This window comes from Ruegeria sp. SAZD013 (assembly GCF_059612525.1).
On the sequence record NZ_JBXWQT010000039.1, the window covers coordinates 41625 to 62151 of the forward strand.

Consider the following 20527-nt stretch of genomic DNA (forward strand, 5'->3'; position numbering starts at 1 on the left):
GGGTTTTAGGCTGTCCTTTCCGACAGGCAAATATGCGGTGCACCCAATGCAGCAAAGGGGGCCGAAAAGCTGTCGGATGTCAGGCTGACTTTCCGTTTAGTCGGCGAACAGGTAGTCCAGCCGCATCACCGCGTCGGCCTTTTCTTTGTCCACCCCAAGAAATTCGGATATGACAGCTATGTTTTCGGCGCGCTGGGCGGTTTCCCGCAGTCGCAGGTAATTGTCCAAACCGGCGGCGCGGATTTGTTGGGACTCGTAACTCAGGTCGTTGCGAAGTGTCGGCAGCAGATGGGAAACAGTCTCAACCGGGCTGTTGTCACCCGCCAATCCGACGCGCCGCGCGTGGCCAATCAGGTATTCGTCCGAGTATTCGCATTCGATCTCAAGCACATGGGTTTTGGCCTGATCACCGCTGAAATCCTGAACAACGTCCAGATTGGCCGGGTCGAGGCACAGAACCAACTGGTCTGATCCGAAACTTTCGAAAAGCATTCGTACAACGGCCCGCCGATGGCGCGAGCGCTTGGTCAGCGTCGTTTCAATACCGCCCAGATCAGGCAGTTGGGTATCCCCTTCGTTAAACAGGTATTCGACGCAGGGGATATCTGTTTCAGACGCGATCTGATCGACCAGCCTTTTGGCGACATGCCACTTTTTGCACACGATCACAAACAGCTCTCGGTCGGGGCCCAGAACACTTCCGGCCTCCCAGAAGCGTTGCCTGAACCGGTGCCCGATGCGCCCCCGGCCAGCCAGAAACGCATAAAGGCTACGCCCCTCGTTCGAGATGGGAAAGTCGATGCCCTCACTCGCATAAAGTGAGCCGAGACGCTCTTTCAGCTCATGCGCCTCTGGGCTGATCTTGCGGGCAAACAAATAGTCCTGACCCAGAAGCATGTCATAGTGATCGTTGTAGAACGTGACGGGCATTCCATAATCCGAAAACATCAGAAATGTCGGTGTACGGTTTTCGATTTCACCCTTCGGGATCAGGTGGCGTACCAGCGTTTGAAAGAAGGTTTCATCGGGTATCCAGGTGGTTGCAAAAAACCGGATCACGTCCCTGCGCTGTCGCAGGAAGTCCAGAATCATCTCGACCGTTCGGCGGCGAAGACACCACCATTGGCTGCCGATCATAACCTGAAGGTCTTCGGGAATCTGCCGCGTCAGCCCAAAACGCCTCTGCGTTTCATAGGCGGTGTAGAACAGTTTTGGCTGGGTGCGTTCATTGAAATAATGGCGATAGATCAACCGATCTTCTTTCATGCCGGTCTTGATCCAGTCACTTTCGAAAAAGTCGTGGCATTCGATGAAATCCTTGTCGTGATCATCCAGAAACCGATGAGTGTATTCTGCGGTTTTGATCGCCATGCAATCACCGGACAGCATGTAAAAATGCGTGGCGCGGGGGAAGGTTTCGACGGCAGCCTGCAAGGCGTTCAGCGTGGCCTGCACCAGCGACCATTCTCCCCAGCCGCATTTGATGCGCCTTTTAGCAAAGGTCACGTTCGGATTTTGATCCAGCGCGGAACGAATGCGCCCGTAACCTTCGGCGCTGGCACGGGCGTCAAAGTGGATGGCCATGCAATCGCCCGCAGCGGTCAGCTGTTCGGCCTGTGCAATGATTGCATCAGGGTCCTTATGGCATAGCAATATATAGGCAATCTTCGCCATCGAGGTTAGGTAATTTCCGTTTCTGCCCGGTTTCAACCGTGATACTGAGGATGAGCGATTGAATAAACAGAATAATTTTGGTTCCTTGTTATCAAAAGCTGGCATATCGGTTTGAGACCAGACCAGCGTAGGAGGCACAGCAGATGGGTTTTCCCGGTACCTGGATGACCGAGAGCGAAAGCATGGTGTACCGCGTTGTGCCAAAATGCGCCTGCTCGACCATTGGGCAGATCATGTATTATTCGGAGCACGGTCAGTTTTTTGACGGTGACATCCATGACGCCAAGGATGGCATGCACAAATGGGCCTTTGATCAGAGCCAGGACCTGATTTCCAAAAATGTGCGCGATCACGCCTCGTATTCCTTTACCTGTGTGCGCAACCCGTACACGCGTATTCTGAGCTCGTTTTTCGACAAGATCTGCGGGATCCAGCGCAACGGCAAACGGTATCGTGGCAATCTGGTGCCGACGCTGATCTACAATTACGGGATCGAGGTCGGCGGAGACAATGGAAAGGGAGAGTTTGACCAGATCGCCAGCTTTCGCCGGTTCCTGCTGTTTGCGCGTGATACCATCCGCTGGCGGCGTCCGATGGACCCGGACATTCACTGGTCAGCCATGTCTGGTCACGTGTCGACCTTCATCGTGAACGGTGGTCGTTATGATCGGATCTTCTGGACCGAAGCGTTCAACGACGGGATGCAGGGTGTCTTGGACAATACAAAGCTGAAGCATTCTGTTTCGCTGTCCGAAATACCCCGGTTCAACGAATCCGAAGGCCACGGACCCAAGCGCGCGCATCCGGTTGAAGACTATTTCGACGACCTGTCGATGCATCTGGTCTATGAGATCTACAAGCAGGATTTTGAGCTGTTCAAATACGATTTCGAAAACCCGGCCAACAAGATGCCGATTGGCGAAATCGATCTGGATGAAATTCACGCCAAACTGGGCGATTGATCCTTAGGCAGGATGACCCGTCCATCGTCAACGTTTCTTGCGAAACATTTAATCTGGTTGCGCCCGGGTGCGCCTGTGCATGATCGACTTACCGGTCTGCCGCGTCAGCAGACCGGTAATCTATCAGTTTAGACCTGACGCACGGCTCCTTTCGCCGCGCTGGTGGTCAGTTTCGCATAGGCCTTCAGCGCAGTAGACACCTTGCGTTTGCGCGGCGCAGCAGGCACCCAGCCCTTTGCGTCCTGTGCTTCGCGCCGGGCCGCAAGCTCTTCATCTGAGACGGCCAGATGGATCGAGCGGTTGGGGATGTCGATTTCAATCGTGTCGCCATTCTGTACCAGACCAATCTCTCCGCCTTCGGCCGCCTCGGGCGAGACATGGCCGATCGACAGACCGGAAGTGCCGCCCGAAAACCGCCCGTCGGTCAGCAGGGCGCAGGCTTTGCCAAGACCCTTCGACTTCAGGTAAGACGTTGGGTACAGCATTTCCTGCATCCCCGGACCGCCACGCGGGCCTTCATAGCGGATCACCACAACATCGCCCTCTTTCACCTTGCCGGTGAGAATGTCGCTAACAGCCTGATCCTGGCTTTCGCATACATAGGCCGAGCCGGTGAATTGCAGGATATTGGCATCCACACCAGCGGTTTTCACGATACAGCCGTCGCGGGCAATGTTGCCGAACAGAACCGCCAGACCGCCATCCTGACTGAATGCGTGTTCCTTGGACCGGATCACGCCGCCTTGGCGATCGGTGTCTAGTTCCTTGAACCGGTTCGACTGGCTGAACGCCTGTGTGGTGCGAACTCCGCCGGGGGCGGCCTTGAACAGCTCCTGTGCTTTGGGATTGTTGGCGATGGTGATGTCCCAGTTGGCAATCGCCTCGCCCATCGTGGCCGAATGCACTGTACTGCATTCGTTGTGCAGCAGGCCCGCGCGGCTGAGCTCACCCAGGATCGAGAAGATACCACCGGCACGGTGGACGTCTTCCATATGCACGTTCTCGGTATTGGGAGCGACTTTGCAGAGGCAGGGAACACGACGGCTGAGGCGGTCCATATCGGCCATGGTGAAGTCAACTTCACCCTCATGCGCGATGGCCAGCAGGTGCAGCACCGTGTTGGTCGATCCACCCATGGCGATATCAAGGCTCATGGCGTTTTCGAACGCTTCAAAGGTGGCAATCTCACGGGGCAGAAAGCCTTTTTCGTCCAGATCGTAATGGCGCTTGGTGATCTCGACGATGCGGCGGCCAGCCTCAAGGAACAGTTCTTTGCGGTCTGCGTGTGTCGCCAGAGTCGACCCATTGCCCGGCAGGGCAAGACCCAGCGCCTCGGCCAGACAGTTCATCGAGTTCGCAGTGAACATGCCCGAACATGAGCCACACGTGGGGCAGGCGTTTTCTTCGATGTGCTGAACCTGTTCGTCAGTGAACTTGTCATCTGCGGCGGCGACCATAGCGTCCACAAGGTCAATCTTCTTGGCTTCCAGATCGGCGATGTCGATCTTGCCCGCTTCCATCGGACCGCCCGAAACGAAAATGGCCGGGATGTTCAGACGCATGGCGGCCATCAGCATACCCGGGGTAATCTTGTCGCAGTTCGAAATGCAGACCATAGCGTCCGCACAATGGGCGTTGACCATATATTCGACCGAATCTGCGATCACTTCGCGTGAGGGCAGCGAATACAGCATTCCGTCATGGCCCATGGCGATACCGTCATCCACGGCGATCGTGTTGAACTCTTTCGCCACACCACCTGCGGCTTCGACCTCGCGCGCGACCATCTGGCCCAGGTCCTTCAGATGCACGTGACCCGGCACAAACTGGGTGAATGAGTTGACGATGGCGATGATAGGTTTGCCGAAATCGTCATCACCCATACCTGTGGCCCGCCAAAGGCCGCGTGCGCCAGCCATATTGCGGCCATGGGTAGAGGTTCTGGATCGGTACAATGGCATGATGCTGTTTTCCCTGTTGCCTCGGGTTGCATAATTCGGGGTTCGTACGTTATAGCGCACGTAGCACATGTGCGTTATAACGTACAAGGTAAATCGCAGAGCGCGGGTATGGCTATGGACGACATTACGCTGAAATTACGGGATGTGCGGGCAGCCTCGGGGTTGAGCCTGTCCAGAGTCGCCGAGATGACCGGTGTCAGCAAAGCCATGCTGGGCCAGATTGAACGCGGCGAATCAAGCCCAACGATCGCGACGCTTTGGAAAATCGCCAAGGGCTTTCAGATACCGCTCAGCGGGTTGATCGACACGACTCTGGGCGATCCATCGGTCTTTCAGACTGTAACCTTTCCCGGCAGTATCGAGGTCAAGATTGTCTTTCCCTTCGATCCCGCGCTGGGTGCCGAGACCTTTCATGTGAACCTTGCCGCGAACCAAAGCCACGAATCCCCGGCTCATGCCGCCGGGGTGACCGAGGAAGTATTTGTCCTCAGCGGCACTTTGGAAATTCTGCGTGGCGAGGACTGGGTGCCCTTGCAGGCCGGGCAGGGGTTGCGCTTTGCTGCGGACCTGCCGCACGGGTATCGCGCCGGTTCGCAGGGGGCCGCGTTTCTGAATATGCATCACTATGTGCAACACACTGAATCTCCTGAAAACGGCACGGCCCAGACATGACGGCTATTTTTGACACGCTTACCATCGTGGATGCCATCGGCTCATTCGGGGCGCTGATCGTGGTGGCCGCGTATTTCGCGACGCAGATGCGGATGATGAATTCCGATGATCTGGCCTTTCCGATGATCAACCTGCTGGGGTCTGTCTTGATCGTCTTTTCGCTGCTTGAGAATTTCAATCTGGCCTCGATGCTGATCGAAGGGTTCTGGATTGTGATCAGTGTCATCGGCATCATCCAGCATTTCCGCCTGCGCAAGGCGCGATAAATCCAGCGGTTAACAAGCGCTAGCGCTATCCAGCCTTGAACGCCCATGCCACGGGGTATAGGGAAACCCCAAGCTCGCTTAGGGGAGGCTTTGATGCAGGACGATCCAAAAACCCTCGTATCCACCGAATGGCTGGCCGCGCATATGAAAGACCCGGATCTGCGGATTCTGGACGGGTCGTGGTATTTGCCCGCGCAAAACCGTGATGCCAAGGCCGAATATGATGCCGGGCATATCCCCGGAGCACGGTTCTTTGATATTGATGAGATATCAGATCACCGTTCCGACTTGCCTCATATGGCGCCACCGGTCGAAAAATTCATGTCACGCCTGCGGGCCATGGGTGTCGGTGATGGTCATCAGGTTGTGGTTTATGATGGTGCCGGGCTGATGTCCGCAGCGCGCGTTTGGTGGGTGTTCCGTCTGATGGGTCAGGAAAACATCGCGGTTCTGGATGGGGGTTTGCCAAAATGGCAGGCCGAGGGGCGCGAGATCGAGGATCTGCCTCCGGTCATTCGCGACCGCCACATGACCGTTCGCGTGCAAAACCAACTTGTCCGGGACGTCACGCAAGTTTCCGCCGCCGCCAAGCTGGCGGATCACGAAATCATCGATGCCCGCTCGGCCGACCGATTTGCCGGAACCGCACCCGAGCCGCGCGAAGGGCTGCGTTCGGGCCATATTCCGGGCTCGCGCAATGTGCCCTTTGGGCAGTTGTTGAACGCCAGCGGAACAATGAAGTCGCCCGAGGACTGCCGCGCCATATTCGAGGCTGCGGGCGTCGATCTGTCGAAGCCGGCGATCACCTCTTGCGGTTCGGGCGTCACGGCCGCGATTCTCAGCCTTGCGTTGGAACGCATGGGCAAGAAAGACCACTCGCTTTATGACGGCTCCTGGGCTGAATGGGGTGCCTTCCCGACCCTGCCCGTCGCAACCGGAGAGAACTGATGTTCGAGAACCTGAAACCGCAGCCTGCCGACAAGATTCTGGCGCTGATGCAGATGTACCGCGAAGACCCGCGCGATCAGAAAATCGATCTGGGTGTTGGTGTCTACAAGAATGCCGAAGGCGTGACGCCGGTGATGCGCGCGGTGAAAGCCGCCGAACAGCGTATCTGGGAAGAGCAGGAAACCAAGGCCTATACCGGTCTGGCCGGTGATCCGGCCTATGCGGATGCGATGATCGGATTGATCTTGGGTACTTCTGTGCCACGCGGCAACATCGCCGCAGTGGCGACACCCGGAGGCACCGGTGCCTGCCGTCAGGCGTTCGAGTTGATCCGGATGGCGAACTCTTCGGCACGCGTGTTTGTGTCGAACCCGACCTGGCCCAACCACCTGTCGATCCTGAATTATCTGGGGATGGAAACGGTTCAGTATCGTTACTTCGATGAAGAGACCCGGGGCGTCGATTTCGACGGGCTGATCGCAGACCTGAAAACCGCCAAAGCGGGTGACGTGGTTTTGCTGCATGGCTGCTGCCATAATCCGACCGGTGCCAATCTGAACATGGTGCAATGGCAGGAGGTCGTGAACCTGATCAATGCGCTGGGCCTCGTTGCGATGATCGACATTGCCTATCAGGGTTTCGGTGACGGTCTGGAAGAGGATGCGCAAGGCGTGCGGCTGGTGGCCTCATCGGTCAAGGAATGCCTGATTGCGGCGTCATGTTCGAAGAATTTCGGCGTCTATCGTGAGCGCACCGGGTTGCTGATGGCCGTCAGTGACAACGCGGCTGAAACCGCATTGAATCAGGCCACACTGGCGTTTTTGAATCGCCAGAACTACTCCTTCCCGCCGGACCACGGCGCGCGCGTGGTGACGACCATTCTTATGGATGAGGCGTTGCGGGCAGACTGGGCAACTGAGCTGGAAGAGGTTCGCCTCTCCATGCTGGGCCTGCGCCAGCAACTGGCTGACGAGTTGCAGCGTCTGGCCGGATCCGACCGGTTTGGGTTCATCGCCCAGCACCGCGGCATGTTCTCACGCCTTGGGGCGCCACCGGAACTGGTCGAGAAACTGCGCGTTGAACACGGTATCTACATGGTCGGTGACAGTCGACTGAACATTGCCGGGCTGAACGCAGTGACTGTGCCGATTTTGGCCAAAGCAATTGTGGATGTCGGGGTTTAGATGCCGACGCGACATTCGAAACGAAAACCCGGGCGCGAACGCCCGGGTTTTTTTGTCAGGTGAAGGCAAGGCTTAGCCTTTCGAGAATTCGGGATATGCTTCCATTCCCAGTTCAGCCATGTCGAGGCCGTTGATCTCATCCTCTTCGCTGACACGGATGCCGACGGTGGATTTCAGTATCGTCCACAGGAACAGTGCGCCGACAAAGGTGAAAACGCCGTATGCGGCGATGCCCAGTAGCTGCGCGCCCAGACTCGCGTCACCGTAGAAGACGACGGCGATGGTACCCCAGATGCCACAGAACAGGTGAACCGGGATGGCACCGACAACATCATCGATCTTGAACTTGTCCAGCATCGGGACCGCGAAGACCACGATGATACCACCCACGGCACCGATCCACAGGGCACCGAACAGGGTCGGGGCCAGCGGTTCGGCCGTGATCGAGACCAGACCCGCCAGTGCGCCGTTCAGCACCATCGTCAGGTCGGGCTTCTTGTACAGAACCTGGGTCAGGACCAGCGCTGCAACCGAGCCCGAAGCAGCCGCCATGTTGGTGTTGGCGAAGATGCGTGACACGTCCGATACATCGCCCACTGTTCCCATCGCCAGTTGCGAGCCGCCGTTGAACCCGAACCAGCCCAGCCACAGGATGAACGTCCCCAGTGTTGCCAGCGCCAGGTTAGAGCCGGGCATTGGGTGAACTTTGCCATCTTTGTACTTGCCGATCCGCGGGCCTAAGATAAGGGCCCCTGCCAGCGCAGCCCAGCCACCGACCGAGTGTACGATGGTCGAACCGGCAAAGTCCGAGAAGCCCTTGGCATCCAACCAGCCGCCACCCCATTTCCACGAACCGGAAATCGGGTACATGATGCCTGTCAGCACGATGACGAAGATCAGAAAGGGCCAAAGCTTGATCCGTTCCGCCACGGCGCCCGACACGATGGACGCAGTCGCGGCCACGAACACAAGCTGGAAGAAGAAGTCCGAACCGACCGAAGCATAGTCCAGTGCCGCATCCGCCGGCGCAACACCAACCGCATCAAGCGTTGTGGTCGAGAAGAACGGGCCAAGCCAGCCCGTGATGGACCAGCCGTCGCCGGGATACATCAGATTGAACCCGATCAGCCAGTACATGATTGCGGCAAATGAAAACAATGCTACGTTCTTGATCATCTGCATGGCAACGTTCTTGGATCGTACCAGACCGCCTTCCAGCATGGCAAAACCTGCGGCCATGAAGAAAACAAGAAAGCCCGCCATCAGAAACAGCAGCGTGGTAAAGATGTACTGGGTGTGCTGTGCCGCTTCGCCGGTTGCAGCGGCCTCTTGCGCAAGACCCATCTGCGGCAGCGCAACAATGGCGGCGGCAGGGATGAGAGATTTCATCAGGTTCATTGTCAGTCCTCGAATGATTGTGAGTGGGCGCGCTTACAGCGCGTCCTCGTTGGTTTCCCCGGTACGCACACGCAGCGCCTGTTCGACATCGAGGACAAAAATCTTGCCGTCACCGATCTTGCCGGTCTTGGCGGTTTTGGTGATCGTCTCGACGATCTGGTCGGCCATTGTCGCAGGCACCACGATCTCAAGCTTGATCTTGGGCACGAAGTTCACCGCATATTCGGCCCCACGATAGATTTCGGTGTGACCGGACTGCGAGCCGAAGCCCTTGATCTCGGTTACCATCATGCCGCGCACGCCAGCCTCGGTCAGAGCTTCGCGCACCTCCTCCAGCTTGAACGGCTTGATTGTCGCAATGATCAGTTTCACGTCTTTCCCCTCTGGTTGTCCGGTGGGACCGGCTTGTTTGCACCTGCAGAAAAAAAGCGCGCCGCGACGCAGTAAGAAACGCTTTCGGGGTCAAAACCTGCCGGGAAGTAATGCAAAGTTGCACATTTTTTGCACAACTTGGGCATTGTGCCCAATAAATGAGCGCTATAGAGAGGGGAAATTCCGGAAATTCGGACCTCTACATACTGCGGTTGTCGAGGTATGGTGACCAAAAAGTATAACCGGGCAGAGTTTGAGCATGACTGAGTCCAAGCGCCGCAAGCCGACATTGGTCGCGGATAAACGGTACCCTTCGAAGGGCCGAAAACTGGCTGCGACCAAAAGCACGGCGGGCAAGAAATCGACGGTGCGCAAACCGACCACGCGCAAAACCACGCGCAGGAAAACCCGCAAGTCATCAGGGGGTAAAGGCGGTGGTATCTTTCGCCGTTTGTTCCGATGGATCTGGCGGTTGATCTGGGGATTGACCTGGCGTGTCGGTGCGATTTCGGCCATGCTGCTCGCGCTGGCGGTGGGTATCGTTTACGCCACGTTGCCGGATGTCGATGCCTTGCTGGATGGGCGCGCGCGGGGTTCCGTGACCTTGCTGGATCGTGATGGCAAGGTCTTTGCCTGGCGTGGCGATCAGTTTGGTGGAGTGATCACGGCCGATACCGTCTCTCCGCATCTGAAAAACGCGGTTGTCGCAACCGAAGACAAGCGATTTTACCGGCATTTCGGGGTCAGCCCGCGTGGCGTCGCCAGCGCGGTCAGCATCAACCTGAGCGAAGGCCGCGGGCCTTTGTCGGGGCATGGCGGGTCGACAATCACGCAACAGACCGCGAAACTCCTGTGTCTGGGCGTTCCCTATGATCCCAGTGACTGGGACTCTGAGGCCGCGTATGAGGCCGACTGCCGTCAGGGCTCCTTGTGGCGCAAGGCCAAGGAAGCCGTCTATGCGCTGGCGATGGAGGTGAAATACTCCAAGGACGAGGTTCTGACGATCTACCTGAACCGTGCCTTTCTTGGCGCAGGCGCGCGTGGGTTCGAAGCCGCAAGCCAGCGCTACTTTGGAAAATCCGCCGCCGAGGTTTCGCCCGCAGAGGCCGCGATGCTGGCTGGTCTGCTGGTTGCGCCTACACGCTATGCACCGACCAACAACCTGCAACGGTCTCAGGATCGGGCGCGGCTGGTGATCGGTCTGATGGAGGATCAGGGATATCTGACCGCCGCACAGGCCAGCGAAGCGCGTACGCGACCGGCGCAACTGTCTGAAGCGGCAGCTGCCCGAGCGGGCGGTTATTTCGCAGATTGGGTTGTTTCGGAACTTCCCAGTTATTTTGGCGACAACACAACCGAAGATGTTGTAATCCAGACGACTTTGGATCAGCGGATTCAGCGATCGGCGGAAGAGGCTTTGCAATTCATCTTTCAGGAAAAGGTGCGCGAAGGCTCCAAGGCGCAGGCGGCCATCGTGGTTATGTCCGCGGACGGAGCGGTAAGAGCAATGGTCGGCGGCCGAGAAACACGGGTTGCCGGGGTGTTCAACAGGGCCACCATCGCCAAGCGCCAAACCGGTTCGTCTTTCAAACCATTTGTCTATGCCACCGCGCTGGAACTCGGCTATTCCCCGCTGGATACGGTGATGGATGAACCTTACTGCGTGGACATTCCCGGGTCCGGTCAATGGTGCCCCAAGAACTATACCAACAAGTACTACGGGCGCGTGTCACTGGCGGATGCGTTGAAGAATTCGTTGAATATTCCGGCGGTGAAAGTTGCTGAGATATCGGGCTTGGATAACGTCCGCACGGTGGCCAGTGGTTTTGGGATTGCCAGCGATCTGGCGCAAGGACCTGCTTTGGCGCTGGGCGCATCGGAAAGCACGCTGATTGAGATGACGGGGGCTTATGCAGGTATTCTGAACGGTGGCTCTGCCGTCGAACCTTATGGCCTGACCGAGCTGAAGCTGCTGGGTGATGAAGCACCTGTCATGGTCACGACAACCGGTATCGGTGAACGGGTGATCAACGACGCGGCTGCCAAGCAACTGACATGGATGATGGAACGTGTGGTGTCCGAAGGCACAGGTGGACGGGCCAAGTTGCCCGGCTGGCAGGTCGCGGGCAAAACAGGCACAACCCAGGCAGCGCGCGATGCGTGGTTCATCGGGTTTACTGCGGACTATGTAACCGGTGTTTGGATGGGGTATGACGACAACACGCCCCTGTCTGGTGTGACCGGCGGCGGTTTGCCCGCGGAAATCTGGAGAGAAACCATGCTGCGTGTCACCGAAGGGATGACACCCACACCCTTGCCGATGATGGCACCAGCACCGCCGGTTCAGGTCGCACAGCCACAGCCGCGTCGAAAGCGCGGAGGTTTTGCCGAGGACATCAACAATCTGCTGAAGAATATTTTTGGCGGAAACTAAAGCCTTCTTTGATGGAAAAAAAGGCGGTGCACTGGGCACCGCCTTTTTGCCATTTCGCTAATTGCGTGTTTCAGACGCTGGCATCCAAGGCCGCAAGGATCGCGTCGCCCATTTCAGTGGTTGATACGGGCTGAACGCCCTCCTCTGCGAGCAGGTCGCCGGTGCGTACACCATCGGCCAGTACTTTCTCGATCGCGGCCTCCAGACGATCCGCTTCTTCGCCCTGATCAAAGCTGTAGCGCAGGGCCATGGCAAAGCTCAGGATACAGGCGATCGGGTTGGCTTTGCCCTGACCCGCGATGTCCGGAGCCGAGCCGTGGACGGGTTCATACATTGCCTTGGGTCGACCATTGGCCATCGGCGCGCCCAGAGAGGCCGAAGGCAACATGCCCAGCGACCCGGTCAGCATCGCGGCGCAGTCGGACAGGATGTCGCCGAACAGGTTGTCGGTCAGGATCACATCAAACTGTTTCGGAGCGCGCACAAGCTGCATCGCGCCGTTGTCGGCGTACATATGGCTCAGTTCAACTTCGGGGTAGTCCGCTGCGACGCGGGTGACGACTTCGCGCCACAGGATGCCCGATTCCATCACGTTGGCTTTTTCCATCGAGCACAGCTTTTTGTTGCGGCGCATTGCCAGTTCGAAAGCCGAGCGCGCGGCACGTTCGATCTCGGATTCGGTGTAACGCTGGGTGTTGATGCCGACGCGTTCGTTGCCTTCCTCGAAGATGCCGCGCGGCTCACCGAAATAGACGCCCGACGTCAGTTCGCGGACGATCATGATGTCGAGACCGGCAACGATGTCTTTCTTTAGCGACGAGAAATCGGCAAGCGCGTCAAAACACTGCGCGGGGCGCAGGTTCGAATACAGGTCCATTTCCTTGCGCAGGCGCAGCAGGCCACGCTCGGGCTTCAGGCTGAAATCCAGATCGTCGTATTTCGGACCGCCGACAGCGCCCAGCAAAACCGCGTCAACCTCTTGCGCCTTTGCCATGGTCTCATCGGAGAGAGGCTTGCCGTGGGAGTCATAAGCGGCACCGCCCACCAGATCCTCGCTCACGTCAAATTGAAGACCACGATTGGCACCGAACCAATCGATGATTCTGCGCACTTCGGCCATAACTTCTGGGCCAATTCCGTCTCCGGGCAGGATGAGGAGCGAGGGGTTGGGCATGAAGGGTCTCCTTGCGTTTTGTTGCACAGGCCCTAGCGTCTGCGCAGCATCGGGTCAATGAGACAGACCTGTCAAAACACAAGGAAAATACATGCTGACATCTGGAAATCCGGTTCCTGCACTGAAAATTGAAACCGTCGCCCATGGCAGTTTCGACCTTGAGACCAACAAGGGCGAAAACGGAACGCTGGTTATTCAATATCGCGGATTGCATTGCCCGATCTGCATCAGACAGATGACCGAGGCCGAGGCGGCGCTGGACGATTTCGCGGCGCTGGGTGTCGAGGTTATCATGATCACCACCGATACCGCCGAACGTGCCGCTGAAACCGCCGCAAAAGCCAATGTTTCCCGCTTACGCGTAGGCCACAGCCTGCCCCTGTCTGAGGCGCGGGAGGGTTGGGGCTGAACATCTCGACCAAGCGCGAAGGCAGTGCCGAACCAGACCTGTTCGCAGAGCCCGGACATTTCTACATCGCACCTGACCGGACGCTGTACTATGCTTGGCGACAGACCACGCCTTTCGGTCGCCCGTCGATGTCGGATATCGCGGGTGGTCTGAAGTTCACTTTGGGCAACAACTATCCCGCGCGTGGAACTTATACCGGCCCACTTTGACGCTCAAAGAGAGGCTTTGAGCCCTTCTGCCAACAAATCCCAGACCCTGCGGATACGCGGGGTCTGGCGCATGGCCTGCGGCGCAGCCAACCACACGGGCAGAACCGGGATTTCAACATCCAGCGGCAAGATTTCGACATCCGGGTCGGCTTCGGCCATCTGGACCTGGCTGAAGCCAATGCCGCATCCCGCGCGGATCAGTTCCCAATAGGCGCTTTGCAGATCGCAGCGGGTCGCAAAACTGTTGCGGCTTGCGGGCCACCCTTTTTCGCGCATGGCCTTGATGATTTCCTGATTGGCGTCAAACCCCACTAGGTCGTGGGAAAAAAGTTCTTCGGGTGTATTGGGGCGTCCCCTACGGTCGAGATAGGACTTGGCCGCGCAAAAGCATAGCGGCACCTCCCCCAGATATCGCGAAATGATATCCATCTGCGCCGGGCGATACATGCGAACGGCAATATCCGCCTCGCGGTATAACAGGTTTTCCGTGGTGTCTGTGGCGACCAGCTCAAGTTGAATGGCGGGTTCCTGCCTTCGGATATACGCCAGAATCGGTGGCAGCAGGTGATGCGACGCGAAGACCGAAGCGGTGATGCGGACCGAGCCTTCAAGTTGCTGCGACTGCCCTGCGGCGGCAAGGCTGAATGCAGTCATGGCGCTGTGCATTTGCTGCGCCATCGGCAAAAGCTGGGACCCTGCCACGCTCAGTTTCAGGCCGCGCGCGTGCCGGTCGAACAAGGATACGCCCAGTTCGGTCTCAAGGCTTTGTACTTGTCGTCCCAATGTGGGCTGGCTGCGATCAAGGTGCCGTGCAGCGGCGGACAGGGACCCCGTTTCGGCCACGGCCAGAAAGCTCTGGATCAGAGACCAATCCGCATGTGTCAGTGCTTTGTCCATTCAAAATTGAATACACATTCTGCATTTCTCGGCAATTCAATACGTGCATTGAATGGATAGATTGGTCTGAAACAGGAGGCATCAATGACACAAACTGCACTGATACTCGGCGCATCGGGCCGGTTTGGGCGCAATGCTGCAAAGGCGTTTCGGAATGCAGGCTGGGCCGTGCAGACATTCCGTCGCGGGTCCGGTTCTCTTTCCCAGGCGGCAAAAGGGGTGGATGTCATCGTAAACGGGTGGAACCCGCTCTATCCTGATTGGTCGCGTGAAATGCCCGACCTGACCAGACGTGTGATAGACGCCGCGTCCGAGACCGGAGCCACCGTACTGGTTCCCGGAAACGTCTACGTTTTTGGACCGGGCACGCAAGGCCCATGGTCCGGCCTTACACCGCACTTGGCCACCAATCCGCTTGGCCGTATCCGGATCGAGATGGAGGAGGCGTATCGCGCTTCAACCGTCAGAACGATCCTTCTGCGTGCGGGTGATTTCATTGACACCGAGGCATCTGGAAACTGGTTCGATCAGGTCATGATCAAGCATCTGTCGCGCAATCAATTCGTGTATCCCGGAGATCCAGAAGCTTTGCACGCCTGGGCCTATCTGCCTGATCTGGCCCAAGCTGCCGTCGCGCTGTGTGAAATCCGAAAGGATCTGCCGCGGTTCTGCGATGTTCCTTTCGCTGGCTATACTCTGACCGGAACTGAGATCGCGCAGTCTTTGTCGAGAGTGACTGGAAGGGACATATTCGTGAAGCCTATGCAATGGTGGCCATTGCAGCTGGCGCGACCATTCTGGCGCATGTCCTCACACCTGATTGAAATGCGGTATCTGTGGCAGGTGTCGCACCAGTTGGACGGATCGTACCTGACCGAGTTGCTGGGTTCTGTGTATCAGACAGATCTGGATGATGCATTGCGTTCTGCGATCTCACCCAGCCAAGTGGCTTTGCCCTATGCGAACGGAGAGACGGTCACGCCTTAGGGCAGGGTGACGTCAACCCAGACCAATCGGTGCCTGCTGGCGCGCAGGGCAGATTCGTATAGCTTACTGCCTTCTTTCGGCCACGTAACACCGGCGTCCGAAATGCGCAGGTCGGCGGACGGCAACACATAATCCACGCGCATTTCACCCGTGGCCTTCCAAGCGACCGTTGAGGTCGAGCCTGACGGGTCTTTCGGCAGCGGGTCTTGCAAACGCGGATGGGCCAGAAGGGACTGAATGGCCTGTTTACGGCCCTCCCCACGCGCTGGGTCAAGGTTGGCATCGCCGGCGATCAAAAAGGGACTTTCGGGGACTGGCCCCAGTTCACCGTTCAGTAAAACGGACCAGAGCCGGATCTCATCCTGATTGCGCAAGCCATTTCGATCCTCGGGCCCATCGAAAACGGGTGGCGTCGCATGAAGGGTCATCAAGTTGAGCCGCCCATAAGGGGTTTCGATCGGTACAACCCAGTGTGCGGTCGAAGACAGGCGTTGTATCTGATGTGCCGCGTCAGACGGGAAGGGTTGCCCGTTTACTCTAGGCAAGGTGGCGCCCGGTAAACTCCGCCACAACAGCTCGGAATGATCCTGAACCTCGGCGGTGATAATTTCGTATCGCGACAACACCGCCAACCCACCCTGACCGGTGAACTGCCCCCAGCCTTGCGCGTCGCCGGGGCCTTGGGTCTTGTCATCACCGTCCAGATCAAGCGAGGTTTCCAGGCCGGCATTGGGTTGTGTGGCAAGGTAATATCCATAATCAAGCCCCGCGTTGCGCAGTTTCCCAATCAGGGCGATTACAGCGGTATTGTTCAGATCCCAGTCGATACCCTGAAGGGCGATTATGTCAGGGCGCGCCGACGCAATAACGTCGACAACGGCCAGAACCTGCGCGTCATCGCGTTGAATGTCGCGAAGCAACAAACCGGGACCATTTCTGCTAAGCTCGGTATTATAGGTGGCAATGCGCACGACTTCTGCCTGTGCCGCAAAGGGCAGCCATAGCAGACACAAGATGCGGATCATGCGGTCTGTGTTGACTCGCTGGTCGAATAGGCGCGGCGTTTTTCCATGATCAAGCCCGCGATCCTGAGGGTCGCCATGCCGCGCATGATCATGCTGGCGGGCAGGAAGGCCCATGCGCTCATGGTCCAGATCAAGGTCTGTGGATTCCCGAGGGAGATCGGGGCGATCACACTGCTCATCAACTTGATGATCGCCGGAATGAGGAATGGCAGCAGAATGCCGATACAGATGTTCAGGCGGCCATCCCTTTGAAGGCGCGCAACGACATCACCCCCTTTGGTCGGGTCAAACAGCGGCAAGTTAGTCCACACATTGAAGGCGCCATTGCCGGTTGGCCATCCCCGAACCCTGACCGCATAGGCAAAGCTGACAATCGTGACCAAAGCCGCAACATAAGCCACGCTGGCCGTGATGCGGACCAGTTCGATCAAGGCGTGGCTGGCATCCGGGGGTAACATCAGCACGATGAGGCGCACCGGAGAATAGGGGAAGTCCACCACATTTGCGACAGCCAGGCCAACCGAATAAGAGAATGTGGTCAGCTGCGTTGGTTCAAAGGCGTTTTTGCAGATCAGCGTCAGAAAGGTGACCATCGACATCAGGCCGACAAACCGAAGGCGATTGACCGGGGGCGCGTCGCGGAATTCGATAAAGCTGGGAAATGCGGAATTGTATTCGGCAAAGGTCAGGATAAACGCGAGGATCGCGAGAAAGACCAGTATCTCGGTCCCGTTCGTAGATGAGACAGGCAGGTACAACGCAGGTGTCAGCACCATAAGTGCAACAAGTATACCGCGTATAGCCGCCCCTGTTGTGCGCGCAATCACTATCCGAACCCTTTTTCAAACCGGATCAGCCGATCTTTGTCGACTTGTTTCCAACTTGCGCCCGTCGCTTCGTCTGACGTTGACGGATCCTCTTTAGCGCCAACATGAACGATAAGCGGCATTTTGCTCAAGCCGAGGTGCAGAAAACACGTGATTTCGGGCAAAAAGATGGCGCAACTGGTGCGGTATTGCATCATTTTCGACGCAAATCCGACGTGTATCTCAAATTGATACCCACATGTTGTGGTTTTCAAAAAATCAACCCCAAGAATGCGAGCGGGGCCGCCTTGGCGACCCCGTCAGGTTGAGTATCCACAGATTCGCCCCCAGAATCACACCCAGGGACGGGCCTGACTGGCGTGATCCTCGAACTTGTCGATGTGATGATCTTTTTCCATCGTCAGCCCGATATCGTCTAGACCATTCAGCAGGCAGTGCTTGCGGTGAGGATCGATTTCGAAATCGATCACGATGCCGTCCGATGTGGTGATCTGCTGATCTTCCAGATGTACGGTCATGCGGGCGTTTTCGCCTTTATGCGCATCATCCATCAGGATCGCGTGGTGTTCTGCCCCGACAACGATCGGCAGAATGCCGTTCTTGAAACAGTTGTTGAAGAAGATGTCGGCAAAACTGGTCGAGATCACGACCTTGATGCCGAAATCCTTGATCGCCCAGGGCGCGTGTTCGCGCGAGGACCCACAGCCGAAGTTGTCGCCTGCAACCAGAATCTCGGCCTCGCGATAGGCGGGCTTGTTCAGGACGAATTCTTCATTCTCCTGACCGTCATCGTGATAGCGCATCTCGTCGAACAGAACGATGCCCAGGCCGGACCGTTTGATGGTTTTCAGGTGCACTTTCGGGATGATCATATCGGTGTCGATATTGATCAGCGGCATTGGGGCGGCCACCCCGTGGACTTTTTCAAACTTATCCATGTTCACACTCCTGCGGGAGAGGGCCGCGCCCAGGCCCCGCGTTAAGCTTGTTTCGTTTCTTTTGGAGCGTCCTTGACGAAGAACGCCATGAAGACAAGGCCGAGCCCGTTAAAGATCATTTCGATCCCCAGCAGGATGCCCAGCAATTGCAGCAGCACCGAAGGATCCATCGCTGCAAAGCGCCAGATCAGGATCGCCAGAACAATTGACATGATGCCCGAGACCAGCGTCGCCCAGAAATACTGTGTTCCGCGCATCTGGAACGATAGGATCACTCGGGCAATGCCGCCAGCCATGAACAGGATCAGGCAGACGGTTGCCAGCGTCAGCGTTCCTTGCAGTGGGTGATCCAGAAAGGACCAGCCCAGAAACAGCATCACGACACCCATGATAAATGACAGTATCTTGTTGCCGGTCCCTTCGACTGTGAAGCCGCCAACAACCTGCAATGCGCCAGAAATCAGCAGCAATACACCTGTGACCACCGTCACGGTAATTGATGCCACGACCGGTGCGCCCAGCACAAAGATGCCGAACATGATGGACAGAAGTCCAAGCAATAGCCATTTTGTCCAGTCACTCATGTCTTCAATCCCTCGAATATCCAGTTATGAGGGCAGCTTACATCATTTCACGGACGTCTGTCAGCCGTCCTGTGATTGCCGCTGCGGCGGCCATTGCCGGGCTCAGCAGGTGGGTACGCCCGCCCCGGCCTTGACGGCCTTCGAAGTTGCGGTTCGAAGTCGCGGCGCAGCGTTCACCCGGTTGCAACTGGTCGGGATTCATCGCCAGACACATCGAACATCCTGCCAGACGCCATTCGAAACCGGCTTCTTTGAAGATATCCGCCAGACCTTCTTCTTCGGCCTGCGCGCGGACCAGACCCGAGCCCGGAACGACCATGGCGCGTATGCCGTCCTTGATCTTTTTGCCCTTCAGAATCTCGGCGGCAGCACGCAGGTCCTCGATCCGGCCGTTGGTGCACGAGCCGATAAAGACAGTGTCGATCTCAACTTCGCTCAGCTTCTGACCGACCTTCAGCCCCATGTATTCAATGGAGCGGCGGGCCGCGTCGACTTTGCCGCCTTCGAAATCTTCGGGGTTCGGTACGGTTGCGGTGATCGGCAGAACGTCCTCGGGGCTAGTGCCCCAAGTCACGACCGGCGCGATGTCCTCGCCGCGCAAGGTGATGACCTTGTCGAAATGCGCGCCTTCATCAGTAAAGAGCGTTTTCCACCAAGTCAGAGCCGCTTCCCATTGCGCGCCCTTCGGCGCGTGCGGGCGGCCTTTAACGTAGTCGAACGTTGTTTCATCCGGCGCGATCAGACCGGCACGAGCACCGCCTTCGATTGCCATGTTGCAGACGGTCATGCGACCTTCCATCGACAGATCACGGATTGCTTCACCGCAATACTCGATGACATAGCCGGTACCGCCAGCGGTGCCGGTCTCACCGATTACGGCCAGAGTGATGTCCTTAGCGGTCACGCCCGGTTGCAACTTACCGGTGATTTCCACCTTCATGTTCTTGGACTTCTTCTGGATCAGCGTTTGCGTTGCCAGAACATGCTCAACCTCAGACGTACCAATACCGTGAGCCAGCGCGCCGAATGCACCATGGGTCGCTGTGTGGCTGTCGCCGCAGACAACGGTCATACCCGGCAGGGTCCAGCCCTGTTCCGGGCCAACGATGTGGACAATGCCCTGGCGCACGTCATTCACCGGGTAGTAGTGAATGCCGAAATCCTTGGCGTTCTTGTCCAGCGCTTCGACCTGAATGCGCGATTCCGGGTTTTCGATCCCGTTCACGCGGTCCGGCGTGGTCGGCACGTTGTGGTCCGGTACGGCGATGGTCTTTTCCGGCGCGCGCACCTTGCGGCCTGCCATGCGCAGCCCTTCAAAAGCCTGTGGGCTGGTGACTTCGTGCACCAGATGGCGGTCGATATAAAGCAGGCAGGTTCCATCATCGGCTTCGTGCGCGACATGGGCATCCCAGATCTTGTCATAGAGTGTCTTGGGGGACATCGGTCCTCTCCCGTATGTAATGAGAAATAGCTGGCGAGTTGGCTCAGGCGACGGATAGGCGCGCCAGAACCGTGCGGGCAGCGCCAAAGAACCGTTCACGCAAGCGCGCGCGATCTTCCAGATTCTGAAGTTGGGCCACATTGAGTCTCATGCGGTTCAGATATA

Annotated in this window: 22 protein-coding genes; 10 read left to right on the forward strand and 12 right to left on the reverse strand. The window is 57.5% G+C overall.

What is annotated here, in order from left to right:
* Positions 1-96 precede the first annotated feature (96 nt).
* Positions 97-1674 (reverse strand): DUF5928 domain-containing protein, encoded by a 1578-nt coding sequence (locus AC2FLU_RS20035; RefSeq protein WP_480625288.1) that lies wholly within the window; start codon positions 1672-1674, stop codon positions 97-99.
* 143 nt (positions 1675-1817) lie between these two features.
* On the opposite strand from AC2FLU_RS20035, the gene AC2FLU_RS20040 reads away from it, so the two are divergent.
* The gene (locus AC2FLU_RS20040) at positions 1818-2636 is read left to right on the forward strand and encodes a sulfotransferase family protein (RefSeq protein WP_496808262.1); all 819 of its coding nucleotides are present in this window, start codon (positions 1818-1820) and stop codon (positions 2634-2636) included.
* 128 nt (positions 2637-2764) lie between these two features.
* Here the strand turns inward: AC2FLU_RS20040 and ilvD are convergent, their stop codons facing one another.
* Complete coding sequence (gene ilvD / locus AC2FLU_RS20045) at positions 2765-4597, reverse strand: dihydroxy-acid dehydratase (protein WP_480520104.1); 1833 nt, start codon at positions 4595-4597, stop codon at positions 2765-2767.
* A gap of 108 nt (positions 4598-4705) precedes the next feature.
* On the opposite strand from ilvD, the gene AC2FLU_RS20050 reads away from it, so the two are divergent.
* The 4 genes from AC2FLU_RS20050 (at position 4706) to AC2FLU_RS20065 (ending at position 7667) form a co-directional block, all read left to right on the forward strand.
* Positions 4706-5269 (forward strand): helix-turn-helix domain-containing protein, encoded by a 564-nt coding sequence (locus AC2FLU_RS20050; protein WP_496808263.1) that lies wholly within the window; start codon positions 4706-4708, stop codon positions 5267-5269.
* Positions 5266-5535, forward strand: coding sequence for a CBU_0592 family membrane protein (locus tag AC2FLU_RS20055; protein ID WP_480555313.1), 270 nt, complete (start codon positions 5266-5268; stop codon positions 5533-5535). Before AC2FLU_RS20050 ends, AC2FLU_RS20055 begins: the two co-directional genes overlap by 4 nt.
* Positions 5536-5628: 93 nt before the next feature.
* On the forward strand, positions 5629-6483 hold the full coding sequence (sseA, locus tag AC2FLU_RS20060) for a 3-mercaptopyruvate sulfurtransferase (protein ID WP_480555312.1): 855 nt from the start codon (positions 5629-5631) through the stop codon (positions 6481-6483).
* Entirely contained in the window at positions 6483-7667 is a 1185-nt protein-coding gene (locus tag AC2FLU_RS20065; RefSeq protein WP_496808265.1) for an amino acid aminotransferase, read from the forward strand. Before sseA ends, AC2FLU_RS20065 begins: the two co-directional genes overlap by 1 nt.
* A gap of 72 nt (positions 7668-7739) precedes the next feature.
* On the opposite strand, the gene AC2FLU_RS20070 is transcribed toward AC2FLU_RS20065, so the two are convergent.
* Positions 7740-9065: an ammonium transporter gene (locus AC2FLU_RS20070; RefSeq protein WP_480474686.1), complete on the reverse strand. Its 1326-nt coding sequence runs from the start codon at positions 9063-9065 to the stop codon at positions 7740-7742.
* Positions 9066-9098: 33 nt separating this feature from the next.
* The gene (locus AC2FLU_RS20075) at positions 9099-9437 is read right to left on the reverse strand and encodes a P-II family nitrogen regulator (protein WP_117871083.1); all 339 of its coding nucleotides are present in this window, start codon (positions 9435-9437) and stop codon (positions 9099-9101) included.
* 259 nt (positions 9438-9696) lie between these two features.
* On the opposite strand from AC2FLU_RS20075, the gene AC2FLU_RS20080 reads away from it, so the two are divergent.
* On the forward strand, positions 9697-11871 hold the full coding sequence (locus AC2FLU_RS20080) for a transglycosylase domain-containing protein (protein WP_480555311.1): 2175 nt from the start codon (positions 9697-9699) through the stop codon (positions 11869-11871).
* 70 nt (positions 11872-11941) lie between these two features.
* Here AC2FLU_RS20080 and leuB read toward each other — a convergent pair whose 3' ends face one another.
* Positions 11942-13045, reverse strand: a complete 1104-nt coding sequence (leuB, locus tag AC2FLU_RS20085) for a 3-isopropylmalate dehydrogenase (protein WP_496716350.1) — start codon at positions 13043-13045, stop codon at positions 11942-11944.
* A gap of 91 nt (positions 13046-13136) precedes the next feature.
* Between leuB and AC2FLU_RS20090 the strand changes: the two genes are divergently transcribed.
* A complete protein-coding gene (locus AC2FLU_RS20090; protein WP_496808266.1) occupies positions 13137-13454 on the forward strand; it encodes a redoxin domain-containing protein in 318 nt (105 codons plus the stop codon).
* Positions 13445-13663: a hypothetical protein gene (locus AC2FLU_RS20095; RefSeq protein WP_496715754.1), complete on the forward strand. Its 219-nt coding sequence runs from the start codon at positions 13445-13447 to the stop codon at positions 13661-13663. The genes AC2FLU_RS20090 and AC2FLU_RS20095 overlap by 10 nt, the downstream gene beginning before the upstream one ends.
* Positions 13664-13666: 3 nt before the next feature.
* Here AC2FLU_RS20095 and AC2FLU_RS20100 read toward each other — a convergent pair whose 3' ends face one another.
* Entirely contained in the window at positions 13667-14560 is an 894-nt protein-coding gene (locus AC2FLU_RS20100) for a LysR family transcriptional regulator (protein ID WP_480474690.1), read from the reverse strand.
* 84 nt (positions 14561-14644) lie between these two features.
* Between AC2FLU_RS20100 and AC2FLU_RS20105 the strand changes: the two genes are divergently transcribed.
* Entirely contained in the window at positions 14645-15547 is a 903-nt protein-coding gene (locus tag AC2FLU_RS20105) for a Rossmann-fold NAD(P)-binding domain-containing protein (protein ID WP_496715756.1), read from the forward strand.
* Here the strand turns inward: AC2FLU_RS20105 and AC2FLU_RS20110 are convergent.
* Both AC2FLU_RS20110 and AC2FLU_RS20115 read right to left on the reverse strand, forming a co-directional pair.
* Complete coding sequence (locus AC2FLU_RS20110; protein ID WP_496808274.1) at positions 15544-16572, reverse strand: endonuclease/exonuclease/phosphatase family protein; 1029 nt, start codon at positions 16570-16572, stop codon at positions 15544-15546. The genes AC2FLU_RS20105 and AC2FLU_RS20110 overlap by 4 nt on opposite strands.
* Positions 16569-17399 carry a hypothetical protein gene (locus tag AC2FLU_RS20115; RefSeq protein ID WP_496715759.1) on the reverse strand — a complete coding sequence of 277 codons (831 nt, stop codon included), beginning with the start codon at positions 17397-17399 and terminating at the stop codon, positions 16569-16571. Before AC2FLU_RS20115 ends, AC2FLU_RS20110 begins: the two co-directional genes overlap by 4 nt.
* A gap of 104 nt (positions 17400-17503) precedes the next feature.
* On the opposite strand from AC2FLU_RS20115, the gene AC2FLU_RS20120 reads away from it, so the two are divergent.
* Positions 17504-17707 carry a hypothetical protein gene (locus AC2FLU_RS20120; RefSeq protein WP_480474697.1) on the forward strand — a complete coding sequence of 68 codons (204 nt, stop codon included), beginning with the start codon at positions 17504-17506 and terminating at the stop codon, positions 17705-17707.
* 24 nt (positions 17708-17731) lie between these two features.
* Here the strand turns inward: AC2FLU_RS20120 and leuD are convergent, their stop codons facing one another.
* The 4 genes from leuD to AC2FLU_RS20140 are packed head-to-tail and all read right to left on the reverse strand — an operon-like array spanning position 17732 to position 20501.
* Positions 17732-18337, reverse strand: coding sequence for a 3-isopropylmalate dehydratase small subunit (leuD, locus tag AC2FLU_RS20125; protein ID WP_480520086.1), 606 nt, complete (start codon positions 18335-18337; stop codon positions 17732-17734).
* A gap of 41 nt (positions 18338-18378) precedes the next feature.
* Positions 18379-18921 (reverse strand): HdeD family acid-resistance protein, encoded by a 543-nt coding sequence (locus tag AC2FLU_RS20130; protein ID WP_480520084.1) that lies wholly within the window; start codon positions 18919-18921, stop codon positions 18379-18381.
* A gap of 37 nt (positions 18922-18958) precedes the next feature.
* A complete protein-coding gene (leuC, locus tag AC2FLU_RS20135; RefSeq protein WP_480494511.1) occupies positions 18959-20362 on the reverse strand; it encodes a 3-isopropylmalate dehydratase large subunit in 1404 nt (467 codons plus the stop codon).
* Positions 20363-20405: 43 nt separating this feature from the next.
* Positions 20406-20501: an isopropylmalate isomerase gene (locus AC2FLU_RS20140; protein WP_245220657.1), complete on the reverse strand. Its 96-nt coding sequence runs from the start codon at positions 20499-20501 to the stop codon at positions 20406-20408.
* Positions 20502-20527 lie beyond the last annotated feature (26 nt).

Coding starts and splice junctions, on each gene's coding strand:
- sseA (WP_480555312.1), top strand. CDS start 5,629: ATGCAGGACGATCCAAAAACCCTCGTATCCACCGAATGGCTGGCCGCG.
- ilvD (WP_480520104.1), bottom strand. CDS start 4,597: ATGCCATTGTACCGATCCAGAACCTCTACCCATGGCCGCAATATGGCT.
- AC2FLU_RS20055 (WP_480555313.1), top strand. CDS start 5,266: ATGACGGCTATTTTTGACACGCTTACCATCGTGGATGCCATCGGCTCA.
- AC2FLU_RS20100 (WP_480474690.1), bottom strand. CDS start 14,560: ATGGACAAAGCACTGACACATGCGGATTGGTCTCTGATCCAGAGCTTT.
- AC2FLU_RS20050 (WP_496808263.1), top strand. CDS start 4,706: ATGGCTATGGACGACATTACGCTGAAATTACGGGATGTGCGGGCAGCC.
- leuB (WP_496716350.1), bottom strand. CDS start 13,045: ATGCCCAACCCCTCGCTCCTCATCCTGCCCGGAGACGGAATTGGCCCA.
- AC2FLU_RS20035 (WP_480625288.1), bottom strand. CDS start 1,674: ATGGCGAAGATTGCCTATATATTGCTATGCCATAAGGACCCTGATGCA.
- AC2FLU_RS20110 (WP_496808274.1), bottom strand. CDS start 16,572: ATGATCCGCATCTTGTGTCTGCTATGGCTGCCCTTTGCGGCACAGGCA.
- AC2FLU_RS20130 (WP_480520084.1), bottom strand. CDS start 18,921: ATGAGTGACTGGACAAAATGGCTATTGCTTGGACTTCTGTCCATCATG.
- AC2FLU_RS20065 (WP_496808265.1), top strand. CDS start 6,483: ATGTTCGAGAACCTGAAACCGCAGCCTGCCGACAAGATTCTGGCGCTG.
- leuC (WP_480494511.1), bottom strand. CDS start 20,362: ATGTCCCCCAAGACACTCTATGACAAGATCTGGGATGCCCATGTCGCG.
- AC2FLU_RS20080 (WP_480555311.1), top strand. CDS start 9,697: ATGACTGAGTCCAAGCGCCGCAAGCCGACATTGGTCGCGGATAAACGG.
- AC2FLU_RS20105 (WP_496715756.1), top strand. CDS start 14,645: ATGACACAAACTGCACTGATACTCGGCGCATCGGGCCGGTTTGGGCGC.
- AC2FLU_RS20120 (WP_480474697.1), top strand. CDS start 17,504: ATGAACGATAAGCGGCATTTTGCTCAAGCCGAGGTGCAGAAAACACGT.
- AC2FLU_RS20070 (WP_480474686.1), bottom strand. CDS start 9,065: ATGAACCTGATGAAATCTCTCATCCCTGCCGCCGCCATTGTTGCGCTG.
- leuD (WP_480520086.1), bottom strand. CDS start 18,337: ATGGATAAGTTTGAAAAAGTCCACGGGGTGGCCGCCCCAATGCCGCTG.
- AC2FLU_RS20090 (WP_496808266.1), top strand. CDS start 13,137: ATGCTGACATCTGGAAATCCGGTTCCTGCACTGAAAATTGAAACCGTC.
- AC2FLU_RS20040 (WP_496808262.1), top strand. CDS start 1,818: ATGGGTTTTCCCGGTACCTGGATGACCGAGAGCGAAAGCATGGTGTAC.